General features: G+C 56.9%; 26 protein-coding genes, 1 pseudogene and 1 riboswitch. Of the genes and pseudogenes, 6 read left to right on the top strand and 21 right to left on the bottom strand.

The genetic code is table 11. From position 1 onward, the window contains the following. Positions 1 to 59 precede the first annotated feature (59 nt). From NH344_RS04320 to thiM, 3 genes are read right to left on the bottom strand one after another with little or no spacing between them, the layout of a single operon-like run. A complete protein-coding gene (locus NH344_RS04320; RefSeq protein WP_044628814.1) occupies positions 60 to 980 on the bottom strand; it encodes a LysR family transcriptional regulator in 921 nt (306 codons plus the stop codon). After that, the gene (thiE, locus tag NH344_RS04315; protein WP_058579836.1) at positions 977 to 1,591 is read right to left on the bottom strand and encodes a thiamine phosphate synthase; all 615 of its coding nucleotides are present in this window, start codon (positions 1,589 to 1,591) and stop codon (positions 977 to 979) included. Before thiE ends, NH344_RS04320 begins: the two co-directional genes overlap by 4 nt. Further along, positions 1,581 to 2,390 carry a hydroxyethylthiazole kinase gene (thiM, locus tag NH344_RS04310; RefSeq protein WP_137092798.1) on the bottom strand — a complete coding sequence of 270 codons (810 nt, stop codon included), beginning with the start codon at positions 2,388 to 2,390 and terminating at the stop codon, positions 1,581 to 1,583. The genes thiE and thiM overlap by 11 nt, the downstream gene beginning before the upstream one ends. A gap of 24 nt (positions 2,391 to 2,414) precedes the next feature. Continuing rightward, positions 2,415 to 2,506, bottom strand: a riboswitch (TPP riboswitch). A 329-nt stretch (positions 2,507 to 2,835) separates the two neighbouring features. On the opposite strand from thiM, the gene gloA reads away from it, so the two are divergent. Continuing rightward, positions 2,836 to 3,369, top strand: coding sequence for a lactoylglutathione lyase (gloA, locus tag NH344_RS04305; RefSeq protein WP_253027582.1), 534 nt, complete (start codon positions 2,836 to 2,838; stop codon positions 3,367 to 3,369). Between the two features lies 1 nt (position 3,370). Continuing rightward, on the top strand, positions 3,371 to 3,736 hold the full coding sequence (locus NH344_RS04300) for a DUF6164 family protein (RefSeq protein ID WP_253027581.1): 366 nt from the start codon (positions 3,371 to 3,373) through the stop codon (positions 3,734 to 3,736). On the opposite strand, the gene NH344_RS04295 is transcribed toward NH344_RS04300, so the two are convergent. The 8 genes from NH344_RS04295 to NH344_RS04260 form a co-directional block, all read right to left on the bottom strand. After that, positions 3,717 to 4,409: a cupin domain-containing protein gene (locus NH344_RS04295; RefSeq protein WP_044628809.1), complete on the bottom strand. Its 693-nt coding sequence runs from the start codon at positions 4,407 to 4,409 to the stop codon at positions 3,717 to 3,719. The genes NH344_RS04300 and NH344_RS04295 overlap by 20 nt on opposite strands. 132 nt (positions 4,410 to 4,541) lie before the next feature. Next, positions 4,542 to 5,615 (bottom strand): zinc ABC transporter substrate-binding protein, encoded by a 1,074-nt coding sequence (locus NH344_RS04290; protein WP_044628808.1) that lies wholly within the window; start codon positions 5,613 to 5,615, stop codon positions 4,542 to 4,544. A gap of 44 nt (positions 5,616 to 5,659) precedes the next feature. Further along, a complete protein-coding gene (locus NH344_RS04285) occupies positions 5,660 to 6,550 on the bottom strand; it encodes a metal ABC transporter permease (RefSeq protein ID WP_044628807.1) in 891 nt (296 codons plus the stop codon). Next, on the bottom strand, positions 6,534 to 7,268 hold the full coding sequence (locus NH344_RS04280) for an ABC transporter ATP-binding protein (RefSeq protein WP_044628806.1): 735 nt from the start codon (positions 7,266 to 7,268) through the stop codon (positions 6,534 to 6,536). The genes NH344_RS04285 and NH344_RS04280 overlap by 17 nt, the downstream gene beginning before the upstream one ends. Further along, entirely contained in the window at positions 7,265 to 7,414 is a 150-nt protein-coding gene (locus NH344_RS04275; protein WP_162835825.1) for a hypothetical protein, read from the bottom strand. The genes NH344_RS04280 and NH344_RS04275 overlap by 4 nt, the downstream gene beginning before the upstream one ends. Positions 7,415 to 7,615: 201 nt before the next feature. Further along, complete coding sequence (locus NH344_RS04270) at positions 7,616 to 8,284, bottom strand: hypothetical protein (protein ID WP_044628805.1); 669 nt, start codon at positions 8,282 to 8,284, stop codon at positions 7,616 to 7,618. A gap of 418 nt (positions 8,285 to 8,702) precedes the next feature. Then, positions 8,703 to 9,020, bottom strand: a complete 318-nt coding sequence (locus NH344_RS04265; protein ID WP_044628804.1) for a hypothetical protein — start codon at positions 9,018 to 9,020, stop codon at positions 8,703 to 8,705. Positions 9,021 to 9,034: 14 nt separating this feature from the next. Further along, complete coding sequence (locus tag NH344_RS04260) at positions 9,035 to 9,328, bottom strand: hypothetical protein (protein ID WP_152621775.1); 294 nt, start codon at positions 9,326 to 9,328, stop codon at positions 9,035 to 9,037. A 665-nt stretch (positions 9,329 to 9,993) separates the two neighbouring features. On the opposite strand from NH344_RS04260, the gene glnA reads away from it, so the two are divergent. The 4 genes from glnA to ntrC all read left to right on the top strand — a co-directional run bounded on the left by glnA (position 9,994) and on the right by ntrC (position 14,745). Beyond that, positions 9,994 to 11,400: a glutamate--ammonia ligase gene (gene glnA / locus NH344_RS04255; protein WP_044628803.1), complete on the top strand. Its 1,407-nt coding sequence runs from the start codon at positions 9,994 to 9,996 to the stop codon at positions 11,398 to 11,400. 119 nt (positions 11,401 to 11,519) lie between these two features. Beyond that, positions 11,520 to 12,053, top strand: a complete 534-nt coding sequence (locus NH344_RS04250) for a DUF4124 domain-containing protein (RefSeq protein WP_253027580.1) — start codon at positions 11,520 to 11,522, stop codon at positions 12,051 to 12,053. A gap of 206 nt (positions 12,054 to 12,259) precedes the next feature. Continuing rightward, positions 12,260 to 13,318, top strand: coding sequence for a nitrogen regulation protein NR(II) (gene glnL, locus NH344_RS04245; protein ID WP_253027579.1), 1,059 nt, complete (start codon positions 12,260 to 12,262; stop codon positions 13,316 to 13,318). Beyond that, entirely contained in the window at positions 13,315 to 14,745 is a 1,431-nt protein-coding gene (ntrC, locus tag NH344_RS04240; protein WP_058578629.1) for a nitrogen regulation protein NR(I), read from the top strand. The genes glnL and ntrC overlap by 4 nt, the downstream gene beginning before the upstream one ends. On the opposite strand, the gene NH344_RS04235 is transcribed toward ntrC, so the two are convergent. The 10 genes and pseudogenes from NH344_RS04235 to ugpB form a co-directional block, all read right to left on the bottom strand. After that, positions 14,742 to 15,611, bottom strand: coding sequence for a ChaN family lipoprotein (locus tag NH344_RS04235; RefSeq protein WP_240312623.1), 870 nt, complete (start codon positions 15,609 to 15,611; stop codon positions 14,742 to 14,744). The two genes, ntrC and NH344_RS04235, sit on opposite strands and share 4 nt — an antisense overlap. Before the next feature lie 79 nt (positions 15,612 to 15,690). Next, positions 15,691 to 16,218, bottom strand: a complete 528-nt coding sequence (locus NH344_RS04230; RefSeq protein ID WP_044628858.1) for an alpha/beta fold hydrolase — start codon at positions 16,216 to 16,218, stop codon at positions 15,691 to 15,693. A gap of 5 nt (positions 16,219 to 16,223) precedes the next feature. Beyond that, positions 16,224 to 16,355, bottom strand: coding sequence for an entericidin A/B family lipoprotein (locus NH344_RS04225; protein WP_044628799.1), 132 nt, complete (start codon positions 16,353 to 16,355; stop codon positions 16,224 to 16,226). A gap of 937 nt (positions 16,356 to 17,292) precedes the next feature. Then, positions 17,293 to 17,832, bottom strand: a complete 540-nt coding sequence (locus NH344_RS04220) for a phosphatase PAP2 family protein (protein WP_044628798.1) — start codon at positions 17,830 to 17,832, stop codon at positions 17,293 to 17,295. Further along, on the bottom strand, positions 17,795 to 18,958 hold the full coding sequence (locus tag NH344_RS04215; protein WP_044628797.1) for a glycosyltransferase family 1 protein: 1,164 nt from the start codon (positions 18,956 to 18,958) through the stop codon (positions 17,795 to 17,797). Before NH344_RS04215 ends, NH344_RS04220 begins: the two co-directional genes overlap by 38 nt. A 30-nt stretch (positions 18,959 to 18,988) precedes the next feature. Then, positions 18,989 to 19,252, bottom strand: a pseudogene (locus tag NH344_RS04210) (transposase); the annotation flags it as partial. Positions 19,253 to 19,391: 139 nt separating this feature from the next. Then, complete coding sequence (locus NH344_RS04205; RefSeq protein ID WP_044628795.1) at positions 19,392 to 20,447, bottom strand: sn-glycerol-3-phosphate import ATP-binding protein UgpC; 1,056 nt, start codon at positions 20,445 to 20,447, stop codon at positions 19,392 to 19,394. Positions 20,448 to 20,449: 2 nt separating this feature from the next. Beyond that, on the bottom strand, positions 20,450 to 21,292 hold the full coding sequence (gene ugpE, locus NH344_RS04200; protein WP_054641590.1) for a sn-glycerol-3-phosphate ABC transporter permease UgpE: 843 nt from the start codon (positions 21,290 to 21,292) through the stop codon (positions 20,450 to 20,452). A 27-nt stretch (positions 21,293 to 21,319) separates the two neighbouring features. Continuing rightward, positions 21,320 to 22,204, bottom strand: a complete 885-nt coding sequence (gene ugpA / locus NH344_RS04195) for a sn-glycerol-3-phosphate ABC transporter permease UgpA (protein WP_044628793.1) — start codon at positions 22,202 to 22,204, stop codon at positions 21,320 to 21,322. A gap of 98 nt (positions 22,205 to 22,302) precedes the next feature. After that, positions 22,303 to 23,628, bottom strand: a complete 1,326-nt coding sequence (gene ugpB / locus NH344_RS04190) for a sn-glycerol-3-phosphate ABC transporter substrate-binding protein UgpB (protein ID WP_253027578.1) — start codon at positions 23,626 to 23,628, stop codon at positions 22,303 to 22,305. Positions 23,629 to 24,004: the final 376 nt, after the last annotated feature.

The following is a 24,004-nucleotide window of genomic DNA, read 5'->3' as shown; positions in this document are numbered from 1 at the left end:
GATGCGATGATGCTACTGTAGGCCAGCGAGTGGAGAAGATAATCTAACCGATGAGCACTTTACTGTTGCGATATACGCGATAATCCAAGCCCCTGTTCCCATATGGGTGGGTCGCCCCAGGCATCGGCCAATTGGTCGATGAAGTGCGCTACCTTGGCGGGTAGAAAACGCCGTGCGGGGTAGAGGGCGTGTATGTCTAGGTAGGTCGGCGGTAGGTCTAATAGAAGCGGCACCAAGTGCCCCCGCTGGATGCTCTCATGAATCAGAAAGCTGGGTTGTTGGGCGATGCCTAATCCCGCTTCTGCGGCATGGGTCAACATATCCCCATTATTGCTCTCCAGCGGCCCCGTGACGCTAACGTACTGCTGGCCGAAGCGCCAGTCGCCGCTGTTCTGCCCGCTGCGATAGCGTAGGCAGTGGTGCTGGGTAAGGTCTTCGATGCGCAAAGGCGTGCCGTGCTGCGCTAAATAGCCGGGTGACGCGCACAGCACGAGCTGGCAGCGGGCTAGCCGTCTGGCGATCAGGCTGGAGTCGGGCAGGCTACCGATGCGGATGGCGACATCATAGCCCTCCTCCAACAAGTCTACGCGGCGGTCGTTGAGATCGAGGCGTACGTCGAGTGCGGGGTGTGCCTGCATGAACTGCGCTACCTGAGGCGCGAGATAGCGCGTGCCGAAACTCATGGGACCATTGATGCGCAGCCGCCCACTCACAGTGTGAGTGCCACTGCCGACATCGGCAGCGGCCTCCTCCAACGCCAGCAAAATAGCCTGGGCATGGGTTAAATAGCGCTCTCCCGCATCGGTAAGATGCAGCCGCCGCGTCGTGCGCTGAATCAAGCGAGCGCCCAGCGTCTCCTCTAGCGCCATGACCTGCCGCGACACCCGCGTACGTGAAAGATCCAGTGCCTCGGCAGCGCGGGTATAGCTGCCAAGCTCCGCCACTTTGACGAAGGCGGTCAGTTGGTCGAGCCGACTCATGAGGCGCGAAACGCCAGCGCCGCCCGGTAAGGGTCGGGCTGGCCGCAGATCGCAGAAATCACCGCCATCCCTTGGGCACCGGCGGCACTCACTTGGGCGGCGTGCTGCGCCTTTAAGCCGCCAATCGCCACGCTGGGCAACGGGCAGGCGCGCACCAGCTCGGCCAAGCCCTCGAAGCCGATGGGCCGAGCATGATCTTGCTTGCTGGCAGTGGCGAAAATGGGGCCTAACCCGACGTAGTCCAACAGCGCGATGGGCGCGTCACGAAGCTGCGTGAGGGTGTTGATCGACAGTCCTAGAATGGCCTGCGGCCCCAGCGCCTCCCGCGCCTCTTGAACCGCGGTATCGCTCTGGCCTACATGCAGGCCGTCGGCGCCGCTGGCGACGGCCACACTTAGCCGGTCATTAATAATCAAGGGCACACCGCTACCTTCCAGCAGTGCTTTCAGCCGTGTTGCCTGGGCAATCATGGACTCATCGCTGGCATGCTTATCGCGCAGCTGCACCATGGTCACGCCCCCCTTCACGGCGGCTTCCATGGTCGCTTCAAGCCCCGTTTCGGCGCATAACGCAGCATCGGTGACTAAATAGAGCGAAAGATCAAACGGCATGGAGCGTCTCCAGCTGGCTAAGAGAAGAGAGATCGTCAGGGGTAAGGGCATACAGCGCATCCAGTAGCGCGACCTGAAAACTGCCCGGCCCACTGGCCTGCTGCCCCGCACGGCTTCCGGCAATGCTGAAGCACGCCAGCGCAGCCAGCGTTGCCGAAAGTGGATGGGCCTGGTTGGCGGCCAAAAAACCCGCTACCAAAGCGCTTAACCCGCAGCCCAGGGTGGTTACGCGCGGCATTAGCGTGTGGCCGCCCGTTAAACGGTAGTGGTGGGTGCCATTGGTAATAAAATCGGTTTCGCCGGTCATGGCAACAATGCAGCACTGCTGCTGTGCCAGCTTGATCGCCGCTTGGGCGGCATCCTCCGTTGTGGTGGTGGCATCGACGCCGCGACCTTGGCTGGCTAAGCCAGTGAGCGCCATGACTTCCGATGCGTTGGCGCGAATGACGTTAGGCCGATGGGCAAGCAGCGCGGTGCAGACCTGCTGACGAAAGGCGGTGGCCCCGACCGCTACGGGGTCTAACACCCATGGGGTGCCTGTTTCTTTAGCCGTGCGAGCGGCAAGCTGCATCGACTCTGCCCAAGGGGTAGAGAGCGTGCCAATGTTAATGGAGAGTGCGCCCGCTATTGCGGTGAATTCAGCCACCTCTTCAGGGGCATGCAGCATGGCAGGCGAGGTGCCCGTAGCCAGCAGCAGGTTAGCCGTGCTGTTCATCGCAACATAGTTAGTCATGCAGTGCACGAGCGGCGTAGACTCGCGTAGAGCGGCGAGCATGTCGCCAAGTGGGGGGTAGGTCATGGTTTCCTCCCGGCGAAGGAGGTGGTGGTGAGCACCACGACTCCCTACGCCGGCGTTATCCGGTTCAGGTTCGAAGGGTGCTTCTCAGCCGCTGGGCGGCGCCCCTGTCGTTGGTGGGTACTATCCTAGCCTTGGGCGAGGCTGTAAAGCCCCAGTGCAGCCGCTACTTTTCAGCAACGATTAGGAGAGTGGCAGCAGGGTGTTAACGGCTCACCTAGTACGTTTCGATCGCGGAACATAAAGGCTCCTTGGGCGAGGGCTGGAAATATACAACCTGCGCCCTCATAACAGGGGGAAGTAAGCAAAATGATCAATACGCAAATAGCGGTAGACAGCTTGACGCTGTTAGCAGCCTAAGCCTTGTACAAGGTAATATGTTCGTCAAAGAATTTGCGTTATATCAGCATACTTTTCATAATGCCCCAACCCGCAATAGGAGAGTTATATGTCGTTTCAAGGTGAACAGTACCCAGGCGTTGCCCCCGTTGCCCCGCAAACTCAGGGTTTTCGCTTAAACCACACCATGCTGCGGGTAAAAGACCCGGAACGCGCCCTGGCGTTCTACTCCAAAGTGTTCGGTATGCAGGTGCTGCGGCGGCTGGATTTCGAAGAAATGCAGTTCTCGCTCTATTTTCTGGCCAACGTGGAAGCCGACGACCAGGTGCCGGAGGACCAGAACGCTCGCACCGCCTGGACTTTCAGCCAGAAGGGCCTGCTGGAACTGACCCACAACTGGGGCACCGAAACCCAGCAGGATTTTGCCTACCACGATGGCAACGCTGAGCCCCAGGGCTTTGGCCATATCTGCTTCAACGTGCCGGATTTAGAAGCCGCCCAGGCGTGGTTTGATGAGCACGATGTCACCTTCGTGAAGCGTGCCGACCAGGGCAAGATGAAAGACGTTATCTTCGTGAAAGATCCGGATGGCTACTGGATTGAAGTGATTCAAGCCGACCGCATGGCAGCCATGGGCGACTAAGGTGGCCCATTTGCTGTTTCGGTTGCGCCATGTAACCGATGAAGAGGCCATGGAAGTCCGCCAACTGCTGGATGAGCATGGCTTTGATGTGTACGAAACCCAGGCGGGCTTTTTCCGCCTGGGGGTCGATGCCATTTGGCTGCGCAACCCTGCCCAGCGTGACGACGCAGAGGCCGCATTGACCGAGTATCAGGCCGAACGCCAAGCTAACGCACGCCAAGCCCATAAAGAGGCGCTGGCCCGCAATGAAGCGCCAACACTCTGGCGGCGCTTAGCGGAGCACCCGTTTCAGGTAACGCTGGTAATGGTGGCTGTGGTTCTGATTGCGCTGCTCACTCTGCTGCCATTTATTGGCCTGGCGCGCTAGCCTGGGAAAGGGCGTTAGATAGGTGCCCGCGCTTAGCGTACATCATTACACCGTGTTGGCCTGCACGAAGCTGCGGGGCCGCACCCGGTGGGTAGCGGCACCAACTGCCTTTCGGGTACTCGCTGCCCGCGTCGCACAGCGAGCCTTCCAGCACCAATAGCTCTAAGCCTCCGGGCAGGGCAGGGTAGTCGATGGTGGTATCGCTCTCCCAACGCTCCAGGCTGACCCGCTCATCGCCAAAGGTGTGCAGCATTTTGTAGGTAATGCCCGGCCGACGGTCAGGCTGCCAGGGCAAGCGGTGGGCAGGAATCGCCAGTTGGAGCAGGTCGTTCTCATCAAACTGATGCAACTTAACCAGTATCAGCGCGCCCTCTTCGCCAATCTGCGGCGTATGGCCAGTGCCAATCGGGTTACGCAGGTAGCTGCCAGCGGAGTAGCGGCCATGCTCATCCGCAAACACGCCCTCTAACACGAGAATTTCCTCGCCGCCGTCGTGGGTGTGGTGGCTGAACTGGCTATTAGGCGCATAGCGTACCAGGCTAGTGGCTCGGGCCACTTCATCGCCGATGCGATCCAGCATCATTCGTTCTACGCCCGCACTGGGGGAGGCCACCCAGTGGTACTGCTCCGGCGTGACACAGGCAAAGTGGCTAAAATCGGCGTTTAGGCGCATGGCATTGGCTCTTTGCAGCGGTTTAAACAGCGTTAACGAAAGTCGGTGATGCAAGTCTCCCCATCCACCGCGCAAAATGCAATGCAAAAAAATACCGCCGGGTTGGCGGTATTTTTGTCTTCACGGTATGAATCAGTGGCTATGACCATGATCGTCGTGGTCGTGGTCGTGGTCGTGGTCGTGGTCGTCATAACCATGATCATCATGGCCCGGCTCTGCAAGAGCGTCGTGCAGCACCTGCGCATTGTGGCGCATCATGCCCAGGTACGTACTGGCATCGCCTTCACTGGCCAGCGCATCCGCGTAAAGCGTGCCTGCGATGGGCAGGCCGGTTTCTTCGGCCAGTTGCACGATAATGGACTGGTTGGTCATGTTCTCGTGGAACAGCGCTTGCACGTTCTCCTGCTCAATCACATCCACCAAAGCCGCCATGCTGGCGCCGCTGGGGTCGGCTTCGGTAGAGAGCCCGACCGGTGAGAGAAAATTAACGCCATAGGCGCTAGAGAAGTAGCCAAACGAGTCGTGCCCGGTGATCACACTGGCCGATGCAGGAATCTCGCTGAGCAGCTCACGAATCTCGGCATCAACGCTATCCAGCTCCGCCAAGTAGCGCTCGGCGTTGGCTTGGTAGCTCTGCGCATTGGCGCTATCCGCCTCGATCAATCCATCACGAATATTGGTGACGTAGACCTTGGCCTGCTGCAGGTCCTGCCAAGCGTGAGGGTCGTTATCGCCATGATCGTGGTCGCTATGGTCATTATGGGCGTGCTCTTCTTCGCCATGCCCGTGATGGTCGTGATCGCCATGATCATGATGCTCATGCGCTTCGTGCCCGTGGTCATCATGGCTATGGGCCGCAAACGCCCGCGGAACAATGCCGTCGGTGGCGGTGACCATTGGGCCGCTGTAGTCGCTGGAGTCAATCAGGCGCTCCATCCAGCCCTCAAACAGCAGGCCGTTGAAGACCACTAAATCGGCCCCGGCTAGCGCACGGGCATCGCCAGGGCTAGGGGAGAAAACGTGGGCATCGCCATCAGGGCCCACCAACGAGCTGACCGTCACATGCTCTCCACCGACGTTTTCCACCATATCCGCCAAGATAGAAAAGCTGGTGACAACCTGCACCCGCTCGTTCGCCATGGCGGCAGGCAGTGCCAATATGGCCGAAACGCCCACTAGCCAACGCGATGAAGAGAAAAGCGACATAACATGCTCCTGATTTAAGAAATAACCGTATGAACATCAACCCGCTAGTGCGACTGCTCCAGCGCCAAGGGCGTGGTTTTGCGCCGCAACTTAGCGGCCAAACTGTGGTAACGGCCAAACAGCGCCGAGAGTAAATACGCCACCCCGGCCAGCAAAATAATGCTCGGGCCTGAGGGCGTGTCTAAATGGAACGACAGCAGTAGCCCGCCGGTGCTGGCCAGCATCGCCAACACCACGGCAATCCCAATCAAGCCTTCTAACCGCTTGCTCCAAAACCGTGCTGCCGTAGCGGGTAGCATCATTAAGCCAACGGCCATCAGCGTGCCCAGGGTTTGGAAGCCCGCCGTTAAGTTCAGTACCAGTAGCCCTAAAAAGACGCTATGTACCCAACCGCCACGACTACTTTGGCCGCGTAAAAACAGCGGGTCTAAACACTCCACAACCAGGGCGCGGAAGATAATCGCCAGAGTGATCACAATCAGCGTGCTGATCGAGGCAATCAGCAGCAGCGCCGTGGAGTTAATCGCCAAAATAGAGCCGAACAGCACGTGGGTTAAATCCACGCTGCTGCCGCCCATGGAAATCAACATGACGCCCGCCGCCAACGAAATGATGAAAAAGCTCGCCATGGCTGCGTCTTCCCGCTGGCCGCCCATTTTGGAAACGGCCCCGGCCAGTAGCGCCACCATCAGCCCGAACAGCACGCCGCCCACACTCATCACCGGCAGCGAAAACCCCGCCAGCAAGAAGCCCAGCGCCACCCCCGGCAAAATGGCATGGGCCATGGCATCGCCAATCAGGCTCATGCCGCGCAGCACCAGAAACACACCCAGCGGCGGCGCAGCCAAGGAAAGTGCCAGCCCGCCGACCACGGCACGGCGCATAAAGCCGTAATCAAACGGTGCAATGAACCATGCATCAAGCAGTGCCAGCATGACGGCCTCCTAAGGTAAACGGCACCATTTGGGCCGGGGCATGCTGGTGGTTGAGCGCGCTGGGAGCGACCCAGCGGCCATGGCCGCCATTCAGCATTAACACCTCATCCGCCAAGCGGCGCAGGTGGTCCATATCGTGCAGCACAATAATGATCGTGACACCCTCATCGGCCATCTGGCGCAAGATGCGAATCAGAATATCGACCGTATCGCTATCTACGTTGGCAAACGGCTCGTCTAGCAGCAGCAGCTCCGCTTCCTGCATTAGCGTGCGGCCAATCAGCGCTCGCTGGCGCTGGCCTCCGGAAAGCTCGCCCAGCGGGCGGTGAGCCAAGTGAGAAATACCCAGGCGCGCCATAATCTCGCGGCCTTTGCGGTAGTGGGCCGCGCAGTAACCTTTCATGGCACCATGGCTTGGCCAACTGCCGGTCATCACCAGCTCTTCCACGCTCATGGGGAAGGTGAGGTCTAACGCCAGCTGCTGGGGCAGCCAGGCACGGCGCGCTTTATCCACCGTGCATACCACCTTGCCGCTAATCGGCCGCAGTTCACCCATAATGGCCTGAATCAGCGTGCTTTTACCGGCACCGTTCGCACCAATGAGCGCGGTAATCGCGCCGGGCTTAATATCGCCATCCACATGTTCTAACACCGTGCGACGGCCCTGGGCCAAGTGCAGGTCGTGCAGCTGCAAACGCGAAGAGGAACGTTCACTCATAACGGCCACCCGCCTGCCCACACCACCAGCCCCCAAAGCGCCAGCAACGGCAGCGCGACAAAGCCCAACCGCTTAGTGGCAGACAACGACATCAGCGAAAAATGACAAGGTCCTTCCTTGTTATGGCGATGCATGTGCTCACTCATCGAGCGTCCTCGCTATCGAATAAATAAGTTATAACATAACATTTGGTGAAACCAAAAAAGTGGCGGATATTTTACGCGCTCACGGCGCGCTGACAACGGTAAGCGCGCTAATCTTCCGCCCACTCCAAAAGTGCCTAACAAAGCGACGATGGCAATGTAGGCACTAAACATAGATAAATAGTGTAGAGAGGAGGTAACGACCTAATAGCGCCAGGTGGCGCCAATCTGCTGGGGCGACACCATCAGCGCGTATTCACCTTCTAACGTGATGGGGCCAAGAGACACGCGGGCAGGCTGAAAGCGGTTAATCGCGCTGGAGGCCTGATTAGGCTGCGTCCAAATGTGCAGCTCATTAATCAGCATGCCTGTAGCGAAGTTGATGGCACCATCCCGCTCGCGACCGTCAGCGGCAATTACCGCCCCCGCCACAGTGTTCACCACCAGCGAGCTAACCCGCGCCTCAAACCCACGGCGTTCACGCTCCGCCTGGGCAAGCGAAAGCCCCAACGCCTGCACGCCGCTTAACTCACCCTGCGCTTTAAGGCGCTCGTACTCTACCAGCGCCGCCTGATGCGGCTGGCGATCCGTCAGCATACCGCCCAGCGCTAAGGCGGATTTTACGACTCCTACGCGGGCATCAAAACGGTCGTCCGGGTCGTTGGCTTCGCTGGCTTGGTAAGCATCAAACGCAAGGCTTGCAGCATAGATGCCCGTCCAACCCGCATCCCACCACTGCGCGTGCTGCGCCCCACTTTCAAACACCTCATCGTAAGCTGCCCAATCGGCACTGGTTTGTGCCTGAGCAGGCAGCGACAGCAGCAGCGCCGCCCCCGCCGCCAAGGTACCCCGTGAAAGTTGACGTAAGCGCATAACAGAACACCTAAAAGCCGTGAATTAGCATTAAGCGTAGCACGACGATAGCGCAGGGCCGGGGTGAATCAGACGGGCTAAGAATGGCGAAGATTAATGGCGTTATAAAGCGAAGGATGGTTAGATAGGTAAAAAATATAGGGAGAGCTGCCATGGATGACTTTTCGCCTTCACCATCCTGCATTCCAAGCGTGCAAACCTTTATTACCTCCAGCACTGCCGGGTGTTGGTAAATGGAGGGCGAGTGGAGTACGTGACCGATGAGGGCAGCAAATCCCGCTACTGGAATATCCCCATTGCCAATACCACCTCGATTTTATTGGGGACAGGTACCTCCATTACCCAAGCCGCCATGCGTGAACTCGCCAAAGCGGGTGTGTTAGTCGGATTCTGTGGCCGCGCATCAGAAATTCCGCAACTATTCCTTCTCCTCATCCTCTTCCTCTTCCCAGCGTTCGATGGCGCGTTTGTCGTCGGGGAGTCGCACCATATCGCCCACGTTGAGATTTTGGTGTGACTGAAAGCGGTGGCCGCGTTGGTCGAGAATGGCGGCCACGCTGCCAATGCTCACGGCATCTTCTTCGCGGTAGGCTTCTACTTTGACCCGCACAATGCGGCCTTGGTAACGGGCGGAAAGCACGGCACCTGGGTAGGGGGGCGTGTGTTCGGGGTCGTCCTTGAAGAGGGCTGCTACGCTGGCGCTGCCGGGCTCGTCCCATTCAATGTGCTTGTGCATGGTGAGCGTCCTTACTATGGGTGAATAAAAATAAGAAGGCTCGTTAAGTGTAGTGTGCGTTGGCAGAACTCGGCCAATCTAATCAAGAGCGCGTCTAGCGCTAGGGTGTGTAGCTGTGGGTAGAGTAGGTACCACAGCTGTGCTGCCAGGGGCTGTTTATCCAGCGCAATCATCACCCATTCCGCTTGGCTCACATAGGCTGCCCGGTTGATCCGTGCGCTTAGCGTTTGCGAGGGCGTGATTAAGCAGTGCACATGGTAGCGCTGCTCAATGGGCGATAGCCGCTCATCTATCTGATTGCATGTCACAATAATTGGCACCACATGCTCTGCAAGGCCCGACTCTCGGATGGAACGTAGGTGTCGCGGTAGCAAGGCTCCTGTCACTGTTGCGTCAACGATAAAGCAAACCGTACTCATGTAAGCGGCTTACTTTGTTGTTAAGCATGTCTGAAAGTAATTTGTTGTAGATGTTGGTTTATTTGCGTATCAAGATAAAGTTTTCTGACGGTAGCTCGCTAGGCGCTGGGTTTTTTGAACCAACCTGGTGCACTGATACCTTTTTATGAGCTTTTATGGTGCGCCAATAAAAAATAAAGGCGCTTTTGTGCGCAAGCAAAAGGCCTTTGCTACATGAAGAGGCATCTCTCCATAGGTTTTTGTATTTTAAAAACAAAGCATTATAAATTTTTGATGCCATAATGGTGCAGAGTTGGCATGCTCTGTGCTTATACATTGTAGATGGTTTTGTCACCAGCTATTAGATCGTATGCAGAAGCCTCTCGGCATGCTACAACGATAGCCGGTCTGAAATGATCGCTGGGCGTTTTGTTGTCCATCGTCAGGCAAACGTTAAGCGAACAAAAAAGACAAACGCGCCACATGCAGCTGCGTGTTGAACGGTTTGTTGAATAACACTTTTATCGATAGCTTACAGTTACAAGCTTTAAGCCACGCTCATACCGGAGGACACTATGTCAGCCAAGACTCTCGCGCTAATCGAAGAACATGATGTTAAGTGGGTAGACCTGCGTTTCACCGACACGCGCGGTAAAGAGCAGCACGTCACCGTACCGGCACGCGACGTGAATGAAGAGTTTTTTGAAAACGGCCAAATGTTTGACGGCTCTTCTATTGAAGGCTGGAAAGGCATTAATGAATCCGACATGATCCTGCGTCCGGAAGACGGCACCGGCTTCCTGGACCCCTTCACCGAAGACGCTACCCTGATCCTGCGTTGCGACATCATCGAGCCTGCTACCATGCAGGGCTATGATCGCGACCCGCGCTCTATCGCTAAGCGTGCAGAAGCTTACCTGCAGTCTACCGGTCTGGGCGACACCGCCTTCTTCGGCCCAGAGCCGGAATTCTTCATCTTTGACGAAGTGCACTGGAAGTCCGATATCCAGGGCTCTATGTACAAAATCACGTCTGATGAAGGCGCTTGGGCAACTGACAATAAAGTAGAAGGCGGCAACCTGGGTCACCGTCCGCGCGTGAAAGGCGGCTACTTCCCGGTTCCTCCGGTCGATAGCTTCCACGATATCCGTGGCGCGATGTGTAACACCCTGGAAGCGATTGGCCAGACCGTGGAAGTTCACCACCACGAAGTTGCCAACGCGGGTCAGAACGAAATCGGCGTTAAATTCAACACGCTGGTGAAGAAAGCTGACGAAGTTCAGGAAATGAAGTACGTGATCCACAACGTGGCGCACGCTTACGGCAAAACCGCTACCTTCATGCCGAAACCGCTGGTAGGCGACAACGGTTCTGGTATGCACGTACACCAGTCGTTCTGGAAAGATGGTCAGAACCAGTTTGCTGGCGACGAGTATGCGGGCCTGTCTGAAATGGCTCTGTACTACATCGGCGGTATCATCAAGCACGCCCGTGCTCTGAACGCCTTCACCAACGCGTCTACCAACTCGTACAAGCGTCTGGTACCGGGCTTCGAAGCGCCGGTTATGCTGGCCTACAGTGCTCGTAACCGCTCTGCGTCTATCCGTATTCCTTACACTGCCAGCCCGAAAGGCAAGCGTGTAGAGACTCGCTTCCCTGACCCGACTGCTAACCCCTACCTGGCGTTTGCAGCGATGCTGATGGCGGGTATCGACGGTATCAAGAACAAGATCCACCCTGGCGATGCCATGGACAAGAACCTGTACGACCTGCCGCCGGAAGAAGGCAAGTCCGTACCGACCGTTGCCAACAGCCTGGACCAAGCACTGGAAGCACTCGATGCTGACCGTGCGTTCCTGACTGAAGGCGGCGTATTTACTGATGAAATGATCGATGCTTACATCGAGCTGAAGATGGAAGAAGTGGAGCGCATTCGCATGACCACTCACCCGATCGAGTTCGACATGTACTACTCTTGCTAAGAACGGTTGCTAAACACCGTTTTAACAAGAGTGCTAACATCACCCTTGCGGTGTGATTAGCCTGAAAAACCCCGCCTCGGCGGGGTTTTTTGTTGGAGCAACATAAGGGTGAGAAAGTAATGATCAGTAGATGGCGTTTGCGTCAAAAAAGTGGTTTGCCCACAGGGGCTGCGCTGCTGCTGGGCCTGTGGGTAAGCGCTGCGCAGGCTCAAACGGTGTATCGCGTGGTGGATGCGCAGGGCAACGTGACGTTTACTGACAACCCAGAGCGCGGTGGTAAAGCGATCACGCTGGCCCCGCTGCCAAGCGTGCCTACCGCTGTTCGGCCTGCTTCTCCGTCTCCCCGCGCCAAGGGGAATCCTGGCCAACCGTTTATGCCCTATGACCGCTTTGCGATTGCTAACCCAGCGGCGGGGGCCTCGTTGCGAAGTAATATGACGCCGGTTGAAGTGGCGGTTTCGCCGCCGCTACGCGACGACCACCAAATTCAACTGCTCGTGAATGGCGAACTAAGCCAATCTGCCCTGCATAGCGATGCGTTCTGGCTGGCGGGCTTGCCAGCGGGCCAACACCAGCTGCAGGCCGAACTGTTGGATAGCCAAGGGCGTATTCAACACCGCACCGATCCGGTGACTATTTTTATTGCTGAATAGTGCAATGCACTACAATGGTGCATAGGAGTATCTGAATTTGTTCGGCAGTGCGCTATAACGGCTCGCTGTGCCCACACCGGCTGCCCATCAGCCGTGCATGCCGCCGTTTGTGCTTAATTGGCGCGCTTTTTGCAGTTCCTCTCTCAACGATCCCATCACGCTAGTGTTCATCACACTATTATTAGAGCGACGTTTCAGGACACGCCATGTATCAGCGCTTATTAGAACATCTCACCACCGCAGTGCTACTGCTCGACGGTGAACTCCGTGTCCGCTGGATGAACCCAGCGGCGGAAGCGCTGCTAGCGGTGAGCTTTAGCCGTGTGCAGGGTATTAGTCTAGATACCTTGCTAGGCGGTGGGGAAAGTATTGATGAGGTATTGGCCAAAGCGCGGGATGCCTTTCACCCCTATACCCAGCGGGAAGCGCGTGTCACGCCGCTCAATAGTGAGCCGCTCACGGTGGACTATACGGTAACGCCCCTCTCAGCCGATGAGCTGCTGCTGGAAGTCGAGCCGCGAGACCGCTTGATGCAGATCTCCCGCGAAGAGGCGCTCACCACCCGCCAAGAGACCATTAAGGTGCTGGCGCGGGGCTTGGCCCACGAGGTGAAAAACCCATTAGGCGGCATTCGCGGTGCGGCGCAACTGCTGGAGCGTGATTTAGACGACCCGGCGCTGCGGGAATTTACCCATATCATCGTCGAAGAAGTAGACCGCTTACGAGATTTGGTTGATTCCATGCTGGGCCCGAACCGCATCATTAAGCATGAGCCGGTCAATATCCATAAAGTGCTGGAGCGAGTGCGAGCGCTGCTGATTGCCGAGCATCCCGATGTCACCGTCAACCGTGATTACGACCCCAGCCTGCCGGATCTTTCCGGTGATGAGTCGCAAATGATTCAAGCGGTATTGAACGTGGCGCGTAACGCGGTGCAGGCCATGAGCGATGCAGAGACCCCCTCACCGGAGCTGATTCTACGCACCCGTGCCCGGCGCCAGTTCACTTTAGGCGCCGAGCGGCACCGGCTAGTGAGCGAAGTCGGCGTGATTGATAACGGCCCTGGCATTCCTGAAAGCCTACGCGAAACCCTCTTTTACCCGATGGTGTCTGGCCGCGCGGAAGGCAGCGGTTTGGGGCTATCCATTGCTCAGTCAATTTTGCACCAACATCAAGGATTGATCGAATGCGACTCACGACCTGGACATACCGAATTTCGTTTACTGATTCCATTAGTTATTAATTGCACCGGAGAAGCGTCATGACTGAGGCGACACGTACCGATGTTGCACGGGTGGTTATTGTCGATGATGACCGCGCTATCCGTTGGGTGCTGGAGCGCGCACTGGCGCAGCCAGACCTAGAGGTTGAGTGTATTGAGCGTGCCGACACAGCGCTGGCACGGCTGCTGGAAAGCCCACCGGATGTGTTGGTGACCGATATTCGCATGCCGGGGATTGATGGGCTGGATTTAATGTCACGGGTTCGCGAAGCCCACCCGGACCTGCCGGTCATTGTCATGACCGCTCACTCCGATTTAGACAGCGCCGTGGCCTCTTATCAGGGGGGGGCGTTTGAGTACTTGCCCAAGCCGTTTGATGTGGATGAGGCGCTGGCGCTGGTACGCCGTGCGGTAGCCCACGCCCGTGAACGCCAGCGGCCGGTGAGCGTGCCGGAAGGCCTAAGCGCCGAGATCATCGGTGAAGCGCCCGCCATGCAGGAAGTCTTTCGCGCCATTGGGCGGCTCTCCCACTCGCACATTACGGTACTGATTAACGGTGAGTCGGGCACCGGTAAAGAGCGTGTCGCCCAGGCGCTGCATCAGCACAGCCCGAGGGCGGGCAAGCCGTTTATTGCTTTGAATATGGCGGCAATTCCTCGTGACTTAATAGAGTCCGAACTGTTTGGCCATGAGAAAGGCGCGTTTACCGGGGCGGCTGCCCAGCGCCAAGGGCGCTTCGAGCAGGCCAACGGTGGCACGCTGTTTCTGGATGAAATCGGCGATATGCCCGCTGAGACGCAAACCCGTCTGCTGCGCGTGCTGGCCGACGGCGAGTTTTACCGCGTGGGCGGGCATACCCCGGTAAAAGTTGATGTGCGGATTATCGCGGCAACCCACCAGAACCTAGAGTCGTTGGTAGATGATGGGCGCTTTCGTGAAGACTTGTTCCACCGTCTGAACGTGATTCGCGTTCATCTACCGCGCCTTGCCGAGCGCCGCGAAGATATTCCCCGGCTAACCCGGCATTTTTTGGCCGAAGCGGCGAAAGAGCTTTCCACCGATATCAAAGTGCTGACCCCTGAGGCAGAGGCGCACTTAACCCGGCTGCCGTGGCCCGGCAACGTACGTCAGCTGGAAAATATCTGCCGTTGGTTAACGGTCATGGCCTCTGGCCGGGAAATCCTGGTAGAAGACCTGCCGCCAGAGCTACGCACGGTCGGTGCGTCGGAAAGTAGCGTTCACGGTGATTGGCGTTCAGCATTTCGCGATTGGGCTGATCATGCTTTGGCAGAAGGCCATACGCACCTGCTGGAAGAGGCGGTACCTGATTTCGAGCGCATTTTGATTGAAACTGCACTCAAACATACCGGTGGTCGCAAAGGCGAGGCCGCTGAGCTGCTGGGCTGGGGGCGTAATACGCTTACCCGTAAACTAAAAACGCTGCTGCCTGCGTTGGCGGATGACGCCTAGGGCATCGGCTCGGCGGAAATGGGGGCAGGGAGTACAAACACGGCATCAGCCAGTGTTGGCTCGGGGAGGTCGCACTCAGCCTGTTCCCAGGGCAGCAGGCTGAAAGTGTGTTGAATCCCCAGTCCTTCTAGCTGATGCTCCACACCATGGCCGTAGGTGACGTGCCCAAGGCCCATTAAGCCAACGGCTAACGCCCCCTCTTTTGCCGCGCCTGCCAGGCCGTGGGCCATGGCGATATCCCAGGTGAGCTGCGCTTGGGTAAAGCGTTCCAGCATTTCCGAGTTTTCTTGGGCCATGGCATGCTGTTCAAACACCTCTTTTAGCCGAGTTTGGTACGCAGGGCTGGCAGGCAGAGGTGGGGGAATAGCATGACGCTGTTCGGCAGGTACGCTTTCAAAACTCTCTTTTGAGAGCTGCTGGCGTAGTTCTGGTGAAATATTGAGTGCGACCAGCGGAATGTGCTGTAGCCGGGCAAAGTGGAAGATCGGTAAATAGAGTTCGGCATCAAACCCCCAGGCCTCTTCCCACTCGCTTTGGGTCAATAGTTCTGTCTCGGTAAGCTGGCCAGCCACCCAATGATCTAATACCGGCTGCGCGCTCCTTGGCAGCATCTCCAAGCCAATAACCATATCTTCCCGAAGCGCATGTAGCCCCGCCAGGGTATGTAACTGCCAGCGGTGGTGGTCAATGGCATCGTGCTGTTCGCCAAGCAGCACCACTTGCCGCTGGGCTGCTTGAGCGAGAAGCGCTTGATGAGAAGTGGCCCGCTCACCTTGCCACCACTGCCCAGGCTGCGGGCAGCTTCCGTAGGCGTGCGTGGTTAAGGTGCCTGTGAGCAGCGCAGCCAAACCCAAACCGATGCGCACCGCGTTAGCCCTCTTGAGCCTTAAGGCAGTTGATGTCGACTGCTTTACGCGTTTTTCGTTTTCCATTGCGTTGCTGAGGCTAAACCGGTGGGCGGGCGTCCGCACACTGGGCTAAGAAGCGTGTAAAGTCGTCCAGGATAATGTCCAGGCTGCTATGCAGGCGATGATCGTCATCAATCATTCGCAGTGACAAGCGCTGTAGGCGAGCACGCTCAATCACTGGGCCTGGGGGGACCACATCATCGCGCCAGCCATGAATGATATGCGTATGCTGGGCTTGAATCGTCGGTGAGGTCTCTGGGTACTCAGGCAGGCCAAGCGCGGGGGCGAGTAAAAAACAGCCCAACACCGGTGTTTGCGCACTGGCGGCAGCGCTGAGCCAGCCGCCTAAGCTTGAGCCTGCTAATACACGGCGGGCGGGGTCATCACCACGAGCCAGCAGAGTAGCGGTAAGGTGTTTCAATCGCTCGGCTGGCTCGTCCATGCCCCGGTAATCCATGACGACCGGCTCACAGTCATCAAGCTGTTCAGCAATACCCTTGAGCGCCTGCATTTTCAGTGCCCCTGGGCCACTCTCCAAGCCATGTGAAAGGTAGACGGTCATCATCATGGTTAATCCGCCGAACGCTGAATGGCTTCACCACCCTGCTCAATATCCTGGCCCATACCGCGAACTGTGTTACAGCCGCTAATGGTGAGTAGTGTGGCCAGTAAGAGTATGCCAAGCGCAATGGTGCGTTTCATTGGGTCTTTCCTCTCTGCTAAATAATGCCCCGCTGGGGCGTCATGGTGTGATGAGTAACATAAGCGCTGTTGGTGCGGGTTGCCACCGGTAAGTAGCCATGAGGTGGAACGTTTTACCAACGCTGCTTATCTCTCTTTAGCATAGATGTGAACCGTGCGCATTTGTCGCATGTGTCAATATTACCCATGTCATCCCTGAGTTTTCTGTCAATTTCGGTTAGGCTGGGCTTTTATTTTTTTGTTTAATTTATTGATATTAAAGATATTTTTTATTTATTGGTATGATTGGCCCAATGCCTGCAGTGTTATAAGTGTTAATACTTATAGTGTCACCATTGATGATTTAACCAATTTCACTGTTGGCAACCAAGTTCCAACCCATCAAAGCGTGAGCAGGCTAATAGGCAATAGAGGAGGGCAGGAGGCCCAGTAAGCATCACGGACGTGAATGGACTCTTAGCCTGCTCACTCTTATCAGCATAAGGCCGTGCTGATCATCGAAGCCAAGGAGTGGCAGCGATGCAAAACAGCCATCTTGCAACTGTGAGGTGGTTTTTTTGCGTTTATTTTTCAATCATTAATACATTGATTTATATAACGTTTTTTCTCGCCTTAGGGGTGTTGCATAGTTCCTGTACAGATATGCAAAGTATTTTGGTCTATCCTTTCGGGTAAACCAAAATCAGCGGTTATAAGACGTCAACGCATCGGCCGCACACTGACAGGGACAAGCGCTATGGTGATGGTATTGATGTTCTGCATGTTCGTGCTGTTTCTAGGGTTTTCGGGGGTGGGCCTGTACATGATGTTTAAAACATCATTTATGACGGCTACAGAGGATCGCGACGACATGCCGCCTGATATGTAAGTAATTGAATAATAAATAAAAAGCCACCTTTTTTTTGGGTGGCTTTTGCATGTTGGCATGTAGAGACTCTTACCCCATCCAATAAAGGCTCAGCAGTGCAAAGCCATAGCCCATCACGCCACCAACCAGTACATCGCTGACATAATGCAGCCCTAGCCCCACTCGAGAAATTGCAATGAGTAGGCTGAGTGGAAGCACAATCGGCAGCAGCCAGGGGGTGTGGGCGGCCACTAATACGCTGAACATGACGGCGTGCATGGTGTGGCCACTGGGGAAACTGTAGCGATCTCGAGCGGGTTCACCGCAGTGTACGCCTCCCAGGTAAGTGATAAAGGGGCGCTCTCGGCACAGCTTGGTTTTGACCAGCTTATAAACCGTGACAGCTACCAGGGCGATCAGCGAGTACTGCATCATCCGCCACGTGCCATCAGGTTGAAGCCAGGGCTGGGCAGCAATCAGCAGTACCCACACCGGCCAGTCGCCTAACTTACTGGCTGTTTTCAGCATTAGCCGCCAGGGGCGGTAGAGCGAGAGGTGCGTGACCCGTTGGCAAAACCGCCACTCCCACAGGTCAAGACGATCGAATACGACAAGCGGGCGAGCTCGCATGGTGGACCTCCTGGGTATGGTGTAGGTAGCGCAGAAATTGCTCAGCAATGCCCGACCAGCTTTGTTCTAGCGCGCGTAAACGGGCAACTCTTCCTATTCGTGCGTAATCGGCGGGGTGTTGGCACAGTGCCACGGCCGCTTCTTGAAAACCGTGGGCGTCGTTAGGCGCTACGGTCACCCCGTTATGGCCGTTTTGGATCAGCTCCGCGCTGGCTGCATGACGATAAGCAACTACCGCCAAGCCGCTTGCCATTGCCTCCGTTACTACGTTGCCCCACGTTTCCGACAGCGAAGGAAATACAAACATATCAGCACTGGCGTAGTGGCAAGCTAGCTCATGTTTATCCACAAATCCGGTGAAATGTGCGTCAGGGAGTGCCTTCTCTAACTGTGCACGCCCTGGGCCATCACCAACGATCACCTGTGCCATATCGGGGCGCACATTGCGCATGGCTTGCAGCGTTTCTTGTAGCAGGGCCAGATTCTTCTCTGGTGCGAGTCGCCCGACATAGAGGGCGACCGGCTGGTGCTCGCTAACTCCCCACTGCTTACGCAGCTCTGCACTACGGTGAGCTGGAGAGAATTTTTCCCCATCAATCCCCCGAGCGAGCACCTGTACTTCATGGATACCCTGTTGGCGTAAAGCTGTGGCTTGCTGATGAGTGGGCACTAGTGTCAGTGCGCAGCCATTGTGAAAGTAGCGCAAATAGCGGCGAGTCGCGGCAGAGAGCCAAGAGGCGCCGTAATCATGGCAGTAATGATCGAAGTTGGTGTGCCAACCTGCCACCAGCGGAATGCTCAACTGTTGCGCTGCCTGGCGAGCTGCCCAGCCGAGCGGGCCTTGGGTGGCTAAATAAATCACATCTGGCCGGTGCTGTTGCCAAAACCGCTGCAACGTGGACGGGCGAGCAAATCCCACCTGAACATCACGATAGCCGGGCAGCGCCAGGTGGTTAACCTGTAGTTCTTGGGTGGCATAGGCGGCACTGCCGGGTGCCTTAGGCTTAGGGCGAATCACATCCATTGTGACGCCCAGCCGCTGCAGCTCACGACATATCCGGTTGAGAGTATGCGCAACGCCGTTAATTTCTGGAGACCATGTTTCGCTAACGATACAGAGCCGCATGAGCGATTCGTCCCTTTATCACGTTTCTCATTATGTTGCGCGGGCACAATGACACTGCCAAGACAGGCAAGTGAACAAGCGATGACAGACAGCCATCATGCAGTAAGTGAGGCGCTGAGTGTTTTTGGCCAGTCCACGATAGCGAGCCTTGCCATAACCAAAAACGTGTTTGATGTACCGAAAGGGGTGCTCCACCTTGGCACGGATACTGGCTTTGATTTTTTCGACTTTCTGTCGCCTGGCATCTCGCTTCTGGCGGGTGCCAGGCCGTTTGGCAATATACCAAGAGACGTCGTTGCGGTGCTTGTGCTCGTCTCTTTTTTGAATACCCAGGTAACCATGCCGGTATCGGCCATGCGAATAGGATTGGGGCATAGCGGTACCGACTGCGCCTTAGGCGAGTAACGTTGTTACCCGCCTAAGGCGCTGCGTACTAATGGGCGGTGCGCTTGCCGGTGGTGCTGTTGAACGGGTGAAGCGCATCGCTGGTCACGTACACCTGCAGCGTTTCACCTTCGCTGACCGGCGGCTGGCCTGCGGTACGCACCACCGTAGGTTGGTCGCTGCCTGCCAAGTTTAGGTAGAGATGGCTCTCTGCACCGGCGGCTTCAAACAACATCAAGGTAGCGTTCAGCGTTATATAGGGCGCGGCTGGCGGGGCGAGCTGCATATCGTCTGGGCGGATGCCGACGGTATCAGTCTCTTTCGGCAACTGGCTCAGCACGCCCTGGGTATCCTGCTGCGCAAGGTAATCCAGCGGCAGCATGTTCATAGCCGGGGAGCCAATAAATTCCGCCACAAACATAGTGGCCGGACGGGCGTAGATCTCCATCGGGGTGCCCACCTGCTCGATCTGACCAGCATTGAGCACCACGAGCCTATCCCCCAGCGTCATCGCCTCGAGCTGGTCGTGGGTCACATAGAGGCTGGTGGTTTTTAACCGCCGCTGAAGCTGCTTGATCTCAACGCGCATCTGCACGCGCAGCTTAGCATCTAGGTTAGAGAGCGGCTCATCAAACAGAAACGCGGCGGGCTCGCGCACTAACGCACGGCCCATCGCCACCCGCTGGCGCTGGCCGCCGGATAGCTTGCGCGGTTTGCGCTCCAAAAAGTCCTCAATCTCCAGCATCTTGGCCGCCGTGCGCACCCGCTGGTCGATGTCGTCTTTCTTGAAGCCGCGATTCTTCAGGCCATATGCCAGGTTGTTGTACACCGTCATATGCGGGTAGAGGGCGTAGTTTTGGAACACCATGGCGATATCCCGCTCGGCGGGCTCAAGTTGGTTCACCACTCGCTCGCCGATCTTTAACGTGCCTTCAGTGATGCTCTCCAGGCCTGCCACCATGCGCAGCAGGGTGGATTTACCGCAGCCAGAAGGCCCCACCAGCACCACAAACTCGCCATCTTGGATATGTAAATCGACGCCTTTGACCGCTGCCACGTTGCCCGCGTAGGTTTTTTTCAGCCCTTCCAAGGTAATGCTGGCCATGGTTATTTCTCCGTCTCGGTCAGGCCTTTCACAAACAGGCGTTGCATAAACAGAATCACTAATACCGGTGGCAGAGCCGCCATCACCACGGCGGCCATAATAAGGTGCCACTGGGGGTTCTCTTCAGAGGTCATGCGCTGAATGCCCATCACAATGGTGTAGTAGTCCGGGTCGGTGGTGATCAGCAGCGGCCACAGATACTGGTTCCAGCCGTAAATAAACATGATCACGAACAGTGCGGCGATATTGGTGATGGAGAGCGGCATCAAAATGTCTTTGAAGAATTTCAGTGGGCCTGCGCCATCCACCCGGGCCGCTTCCAACATCTCCTCGGGGATGGTCATGAAAAACTGCCGAAACAGAAACGTCGCGGTGGCGGAAGCAATCAGCGGTATCGAAAGCCCCGCGAAGCTGTTTAGCATATTGAGATCTGCAACGACCTGAAATGTCGGAATAATGCGGACTTCGACGGGTAGCATCAGCGTGATGAAAATCAGCCAGAAGAAGAACATCCGAAAGCGGAAGCGGAAGTAGACAATCGCAAACGCGGAAAGCAGCGAGATCGACAGCTTACCCACGGTAATCGCCATGGCCATGATGAAGCTGTTCCATAGCATGGTGCCGGCCGGCGGCGCGCCCGCGTTTGAGACGCCGGATTGCCACATACGGGTAAAGTTTTCGATGCCGTGGGCACCTGGCAACATTGGTAGCGTGCCGCGTAGCAGGTCGCCCGGCGCTTGGGTCGAGGCCACCAGCGCTACGTAGACGGGAAACACCACCACCGCGACGCCGAGCATCAGCGTTAAGTGGGCAAAAAAGTTCGCCCAGGGACGATTTTCAACCATGACAAGACTCCAACAGTCAGCCTGCGGCTAGTAGTTCACCCGGCGCTCAATAAAGCGGAACTGCACCACCGTGAGTGCGACCACAATCACCATCAAAATCACCGACTGCGCGGCAGATGACCCCAGGTTCAGGCCCACGAAACCATCGGCGTACACCTTGTACACTAGTGTGTTGGTGGCCTGGGCGGGGCCGCCCTGGGTAGTGGCGTGAATAATCCCGAAGGTATCGAACATCGCGTACACCACGTTCACCACCATCAGGAAGAAGGTGGTGGGAGACAGTAGGGGAAACACAATGGTCCAGAAGCGCTTCATGGGGCTGGCACCATCAATGGCGGCGGCTTCGATAAGCGATTGGGGGATCGACTGCAGCCCGGCCAGGAAGAACAGAAAGTTATAGGAGATCTGTTTCCAGGCGGCGGCAAAAATCACCAGCAGCATGGCGTCCGCCCCTGAGGTTCGGTGGTTCCACTGATAGCCCACCATATCCAGCATATAAGGCACGATGCCGATGGAGGGATTGAAGATGAACCACCACAGTACCCCGGCAATGGCGGGGGCAATGGCATAGGGCCATACCAGTAGTGTGGTGTAGGTGCTGCGCGAGCGAATCATGCGATTCACCGTGCAGGCCAGCAGCAGCGCCGCCGCCATGGACAGCAGCGTGGTGCCAATGGCAAAAATGGCCGTCACCGAGAGCGAGTTGAGATAGTTGCCGTCACGAAACAGGCGGGAAAAATTCTCCAGCCCCACGAAGGTCGTGCGTAGCCCAAAAGCATCTTCACGAAGTAGCGACTGATAGAGCGCTTGTCCGGCCGGCCAGATAAAGAAAATCAGCGTGACAATGACCTGAGGAGCCAGCAGGGCGTAGGGCAAAAAACGCCCTGGGAAGGTCATGCGTTTGGTTTGCATAGGCAACGTATCCTGCGTCTATAAACGGCACCAATAAGTGGGGCACTTAAAAACAGGCTCGCCGCCTGCCAAGGGCAGGCGGCGAAGCAGGTGCTTACTTACTGATTCGCGGATTCAAAGTCGCGCAGTAGTTGGTTGCCGCGCTCTACTGCCGCATCGGCCGCTTCTTGGCCCGACTTGTTGCCGGTCATCACAGCTTCCATCTCTTCAGAGATGATGTCGCGGATCTGGACGAAGTTGCCAAAGCGCAGGCCTTTGGAGTTCTCGGTGGGCTCGTTCAGCGTCATCTGCTTGAGCGAAATATCCGCACCGGGGTTCTCATCGTAGTAACCCTGCTCTTGGCTCAGATCCCAAGCGGCTTGCGTGATCGGCAGGTAGCCGGTCTGCTGGTGCCACTCGGCCTGAACTTCCGGCTGGGAGAGATACTCGAAAAACGCTGCTACGGCGGCGTACTCCTCATCGGTGTGGCCTTGCAAAGCCCACAAGGTAGCCCCGCCAATGATGGAGTTTTGCGGCGCACCTTCTACGTCGTCGTAGTAGGGCTGCATGCCAAAGCCCACTTCGAAGTCGGCATTGGCAGCGACGTCGGCACGGGAAGCAGAGGAGCCAAAGAAGATCGCGCACTCCTGGGAGTAGAACATGGGTTCGGCATCCGGGCCAGAACCCGGGCCGCCCCATTTGAACGCGCCAGCGTCTTGCCAGGTTTTCAGGTTGTCCCAGTGGCGGGCGACCAGCTCGTTGTTGAAGTTCAGCTCGGTTTCCATGCCGCCAAAGCCGTTTTCCAGCGTACCCAACGGCGAGTTGTGCATAGCGGAGAAGTTCTCCAGCATCACCCAGCTCGGCCAAGAGGTGGTAAAGCCGCAGTTAGCAGCATCAGACTCGGTAATTTGAGTGGCGTACTCTGCGAGCTCTTCCCAGGTTTGCGGCGGCTGTTCTGGGTCTAGGCCAGCTTCCTCAAACGCATCACGGTTGTAGTACATGATGGGCGTGGAGGAGTTAAACGGGAACGACAGCATATTGCCGTTGGTATCGGTGTAGTAGCCCACCACGGCGGGCAGGAAGGCTTCGCGATCAAACGCACGGCCATGAGCTTCCATCAGCTCATACACCGGATAAATCGCCCCTTCGGCGTTCATCATGGTGCCGGTGCCGACTTCAAACACCTGCAGGATGTGCGGCTGCTCGCCTGCGCGGAACGCTGCAATGGCGCCGGTCATGGTTTCGGTGTAGTTGCCGCGGTAGCTGGGCGTCACGCGGTACTCATCTTGAGAAGCATTGAACTCCTCGGTCATGCCTTCCAGAATTTCACCGAGTTGACCGCCCATGGCGTGCCACCAGGTCACTTCGGTAGCGGCATTGGCAGAAACACTTAACGTGGCGGTCGCCACACCGAGGGCAAGCGCGTGCAACGTGAAACGAGACATAACGGCTCCTTGTCGGTCGTGCGCAGTACGTTTTTTTAAGGTTTTTGGGTGCACTGAACAGTAGAAAGTGTAGATGACGATTTCATGAATGCACGATGAAGTTGTCGTGACGGACAACATTCGGCGAGACGCTGGTAGCGCCCAGTAGGCAAAGGGAATGCGGGGTGCTAGCAGTCTGTCGGACTTGAGGTTAATGGATGAGCTGAGGCGTGGGTTCTTCACCCCCCCTGTGTTGGTGTTGGTGTTGGCGTTGGTGCTGTTGTGTGGCTCTTAACCTGCCCCTCAGCTTCTGCAAGGCGGTTCTGACGCCTTGCCTGCTGGCCGGTTGGGCGCGGCGAGCCCTCAGCCCGCCGTCAACCGGTGCATCCGCTTGATA

The sequence above is a fragment of the Halomonas sp. Ps84H-12 genome, assembly GCF_024124725.1.
Classification (GTDB): domain Bacteria; phylum Pseudomonadota; class Gammaproteobacteria; order Pseudomonadales; family Halomonadaceae; genus Vreelandella; species Vreelandella aquamarina.
The sequence above is the reverse complement of the archived record's forward strand: the minus strand, read 5'-3'. Positions and strand labels throughout refer to the sequence as shown.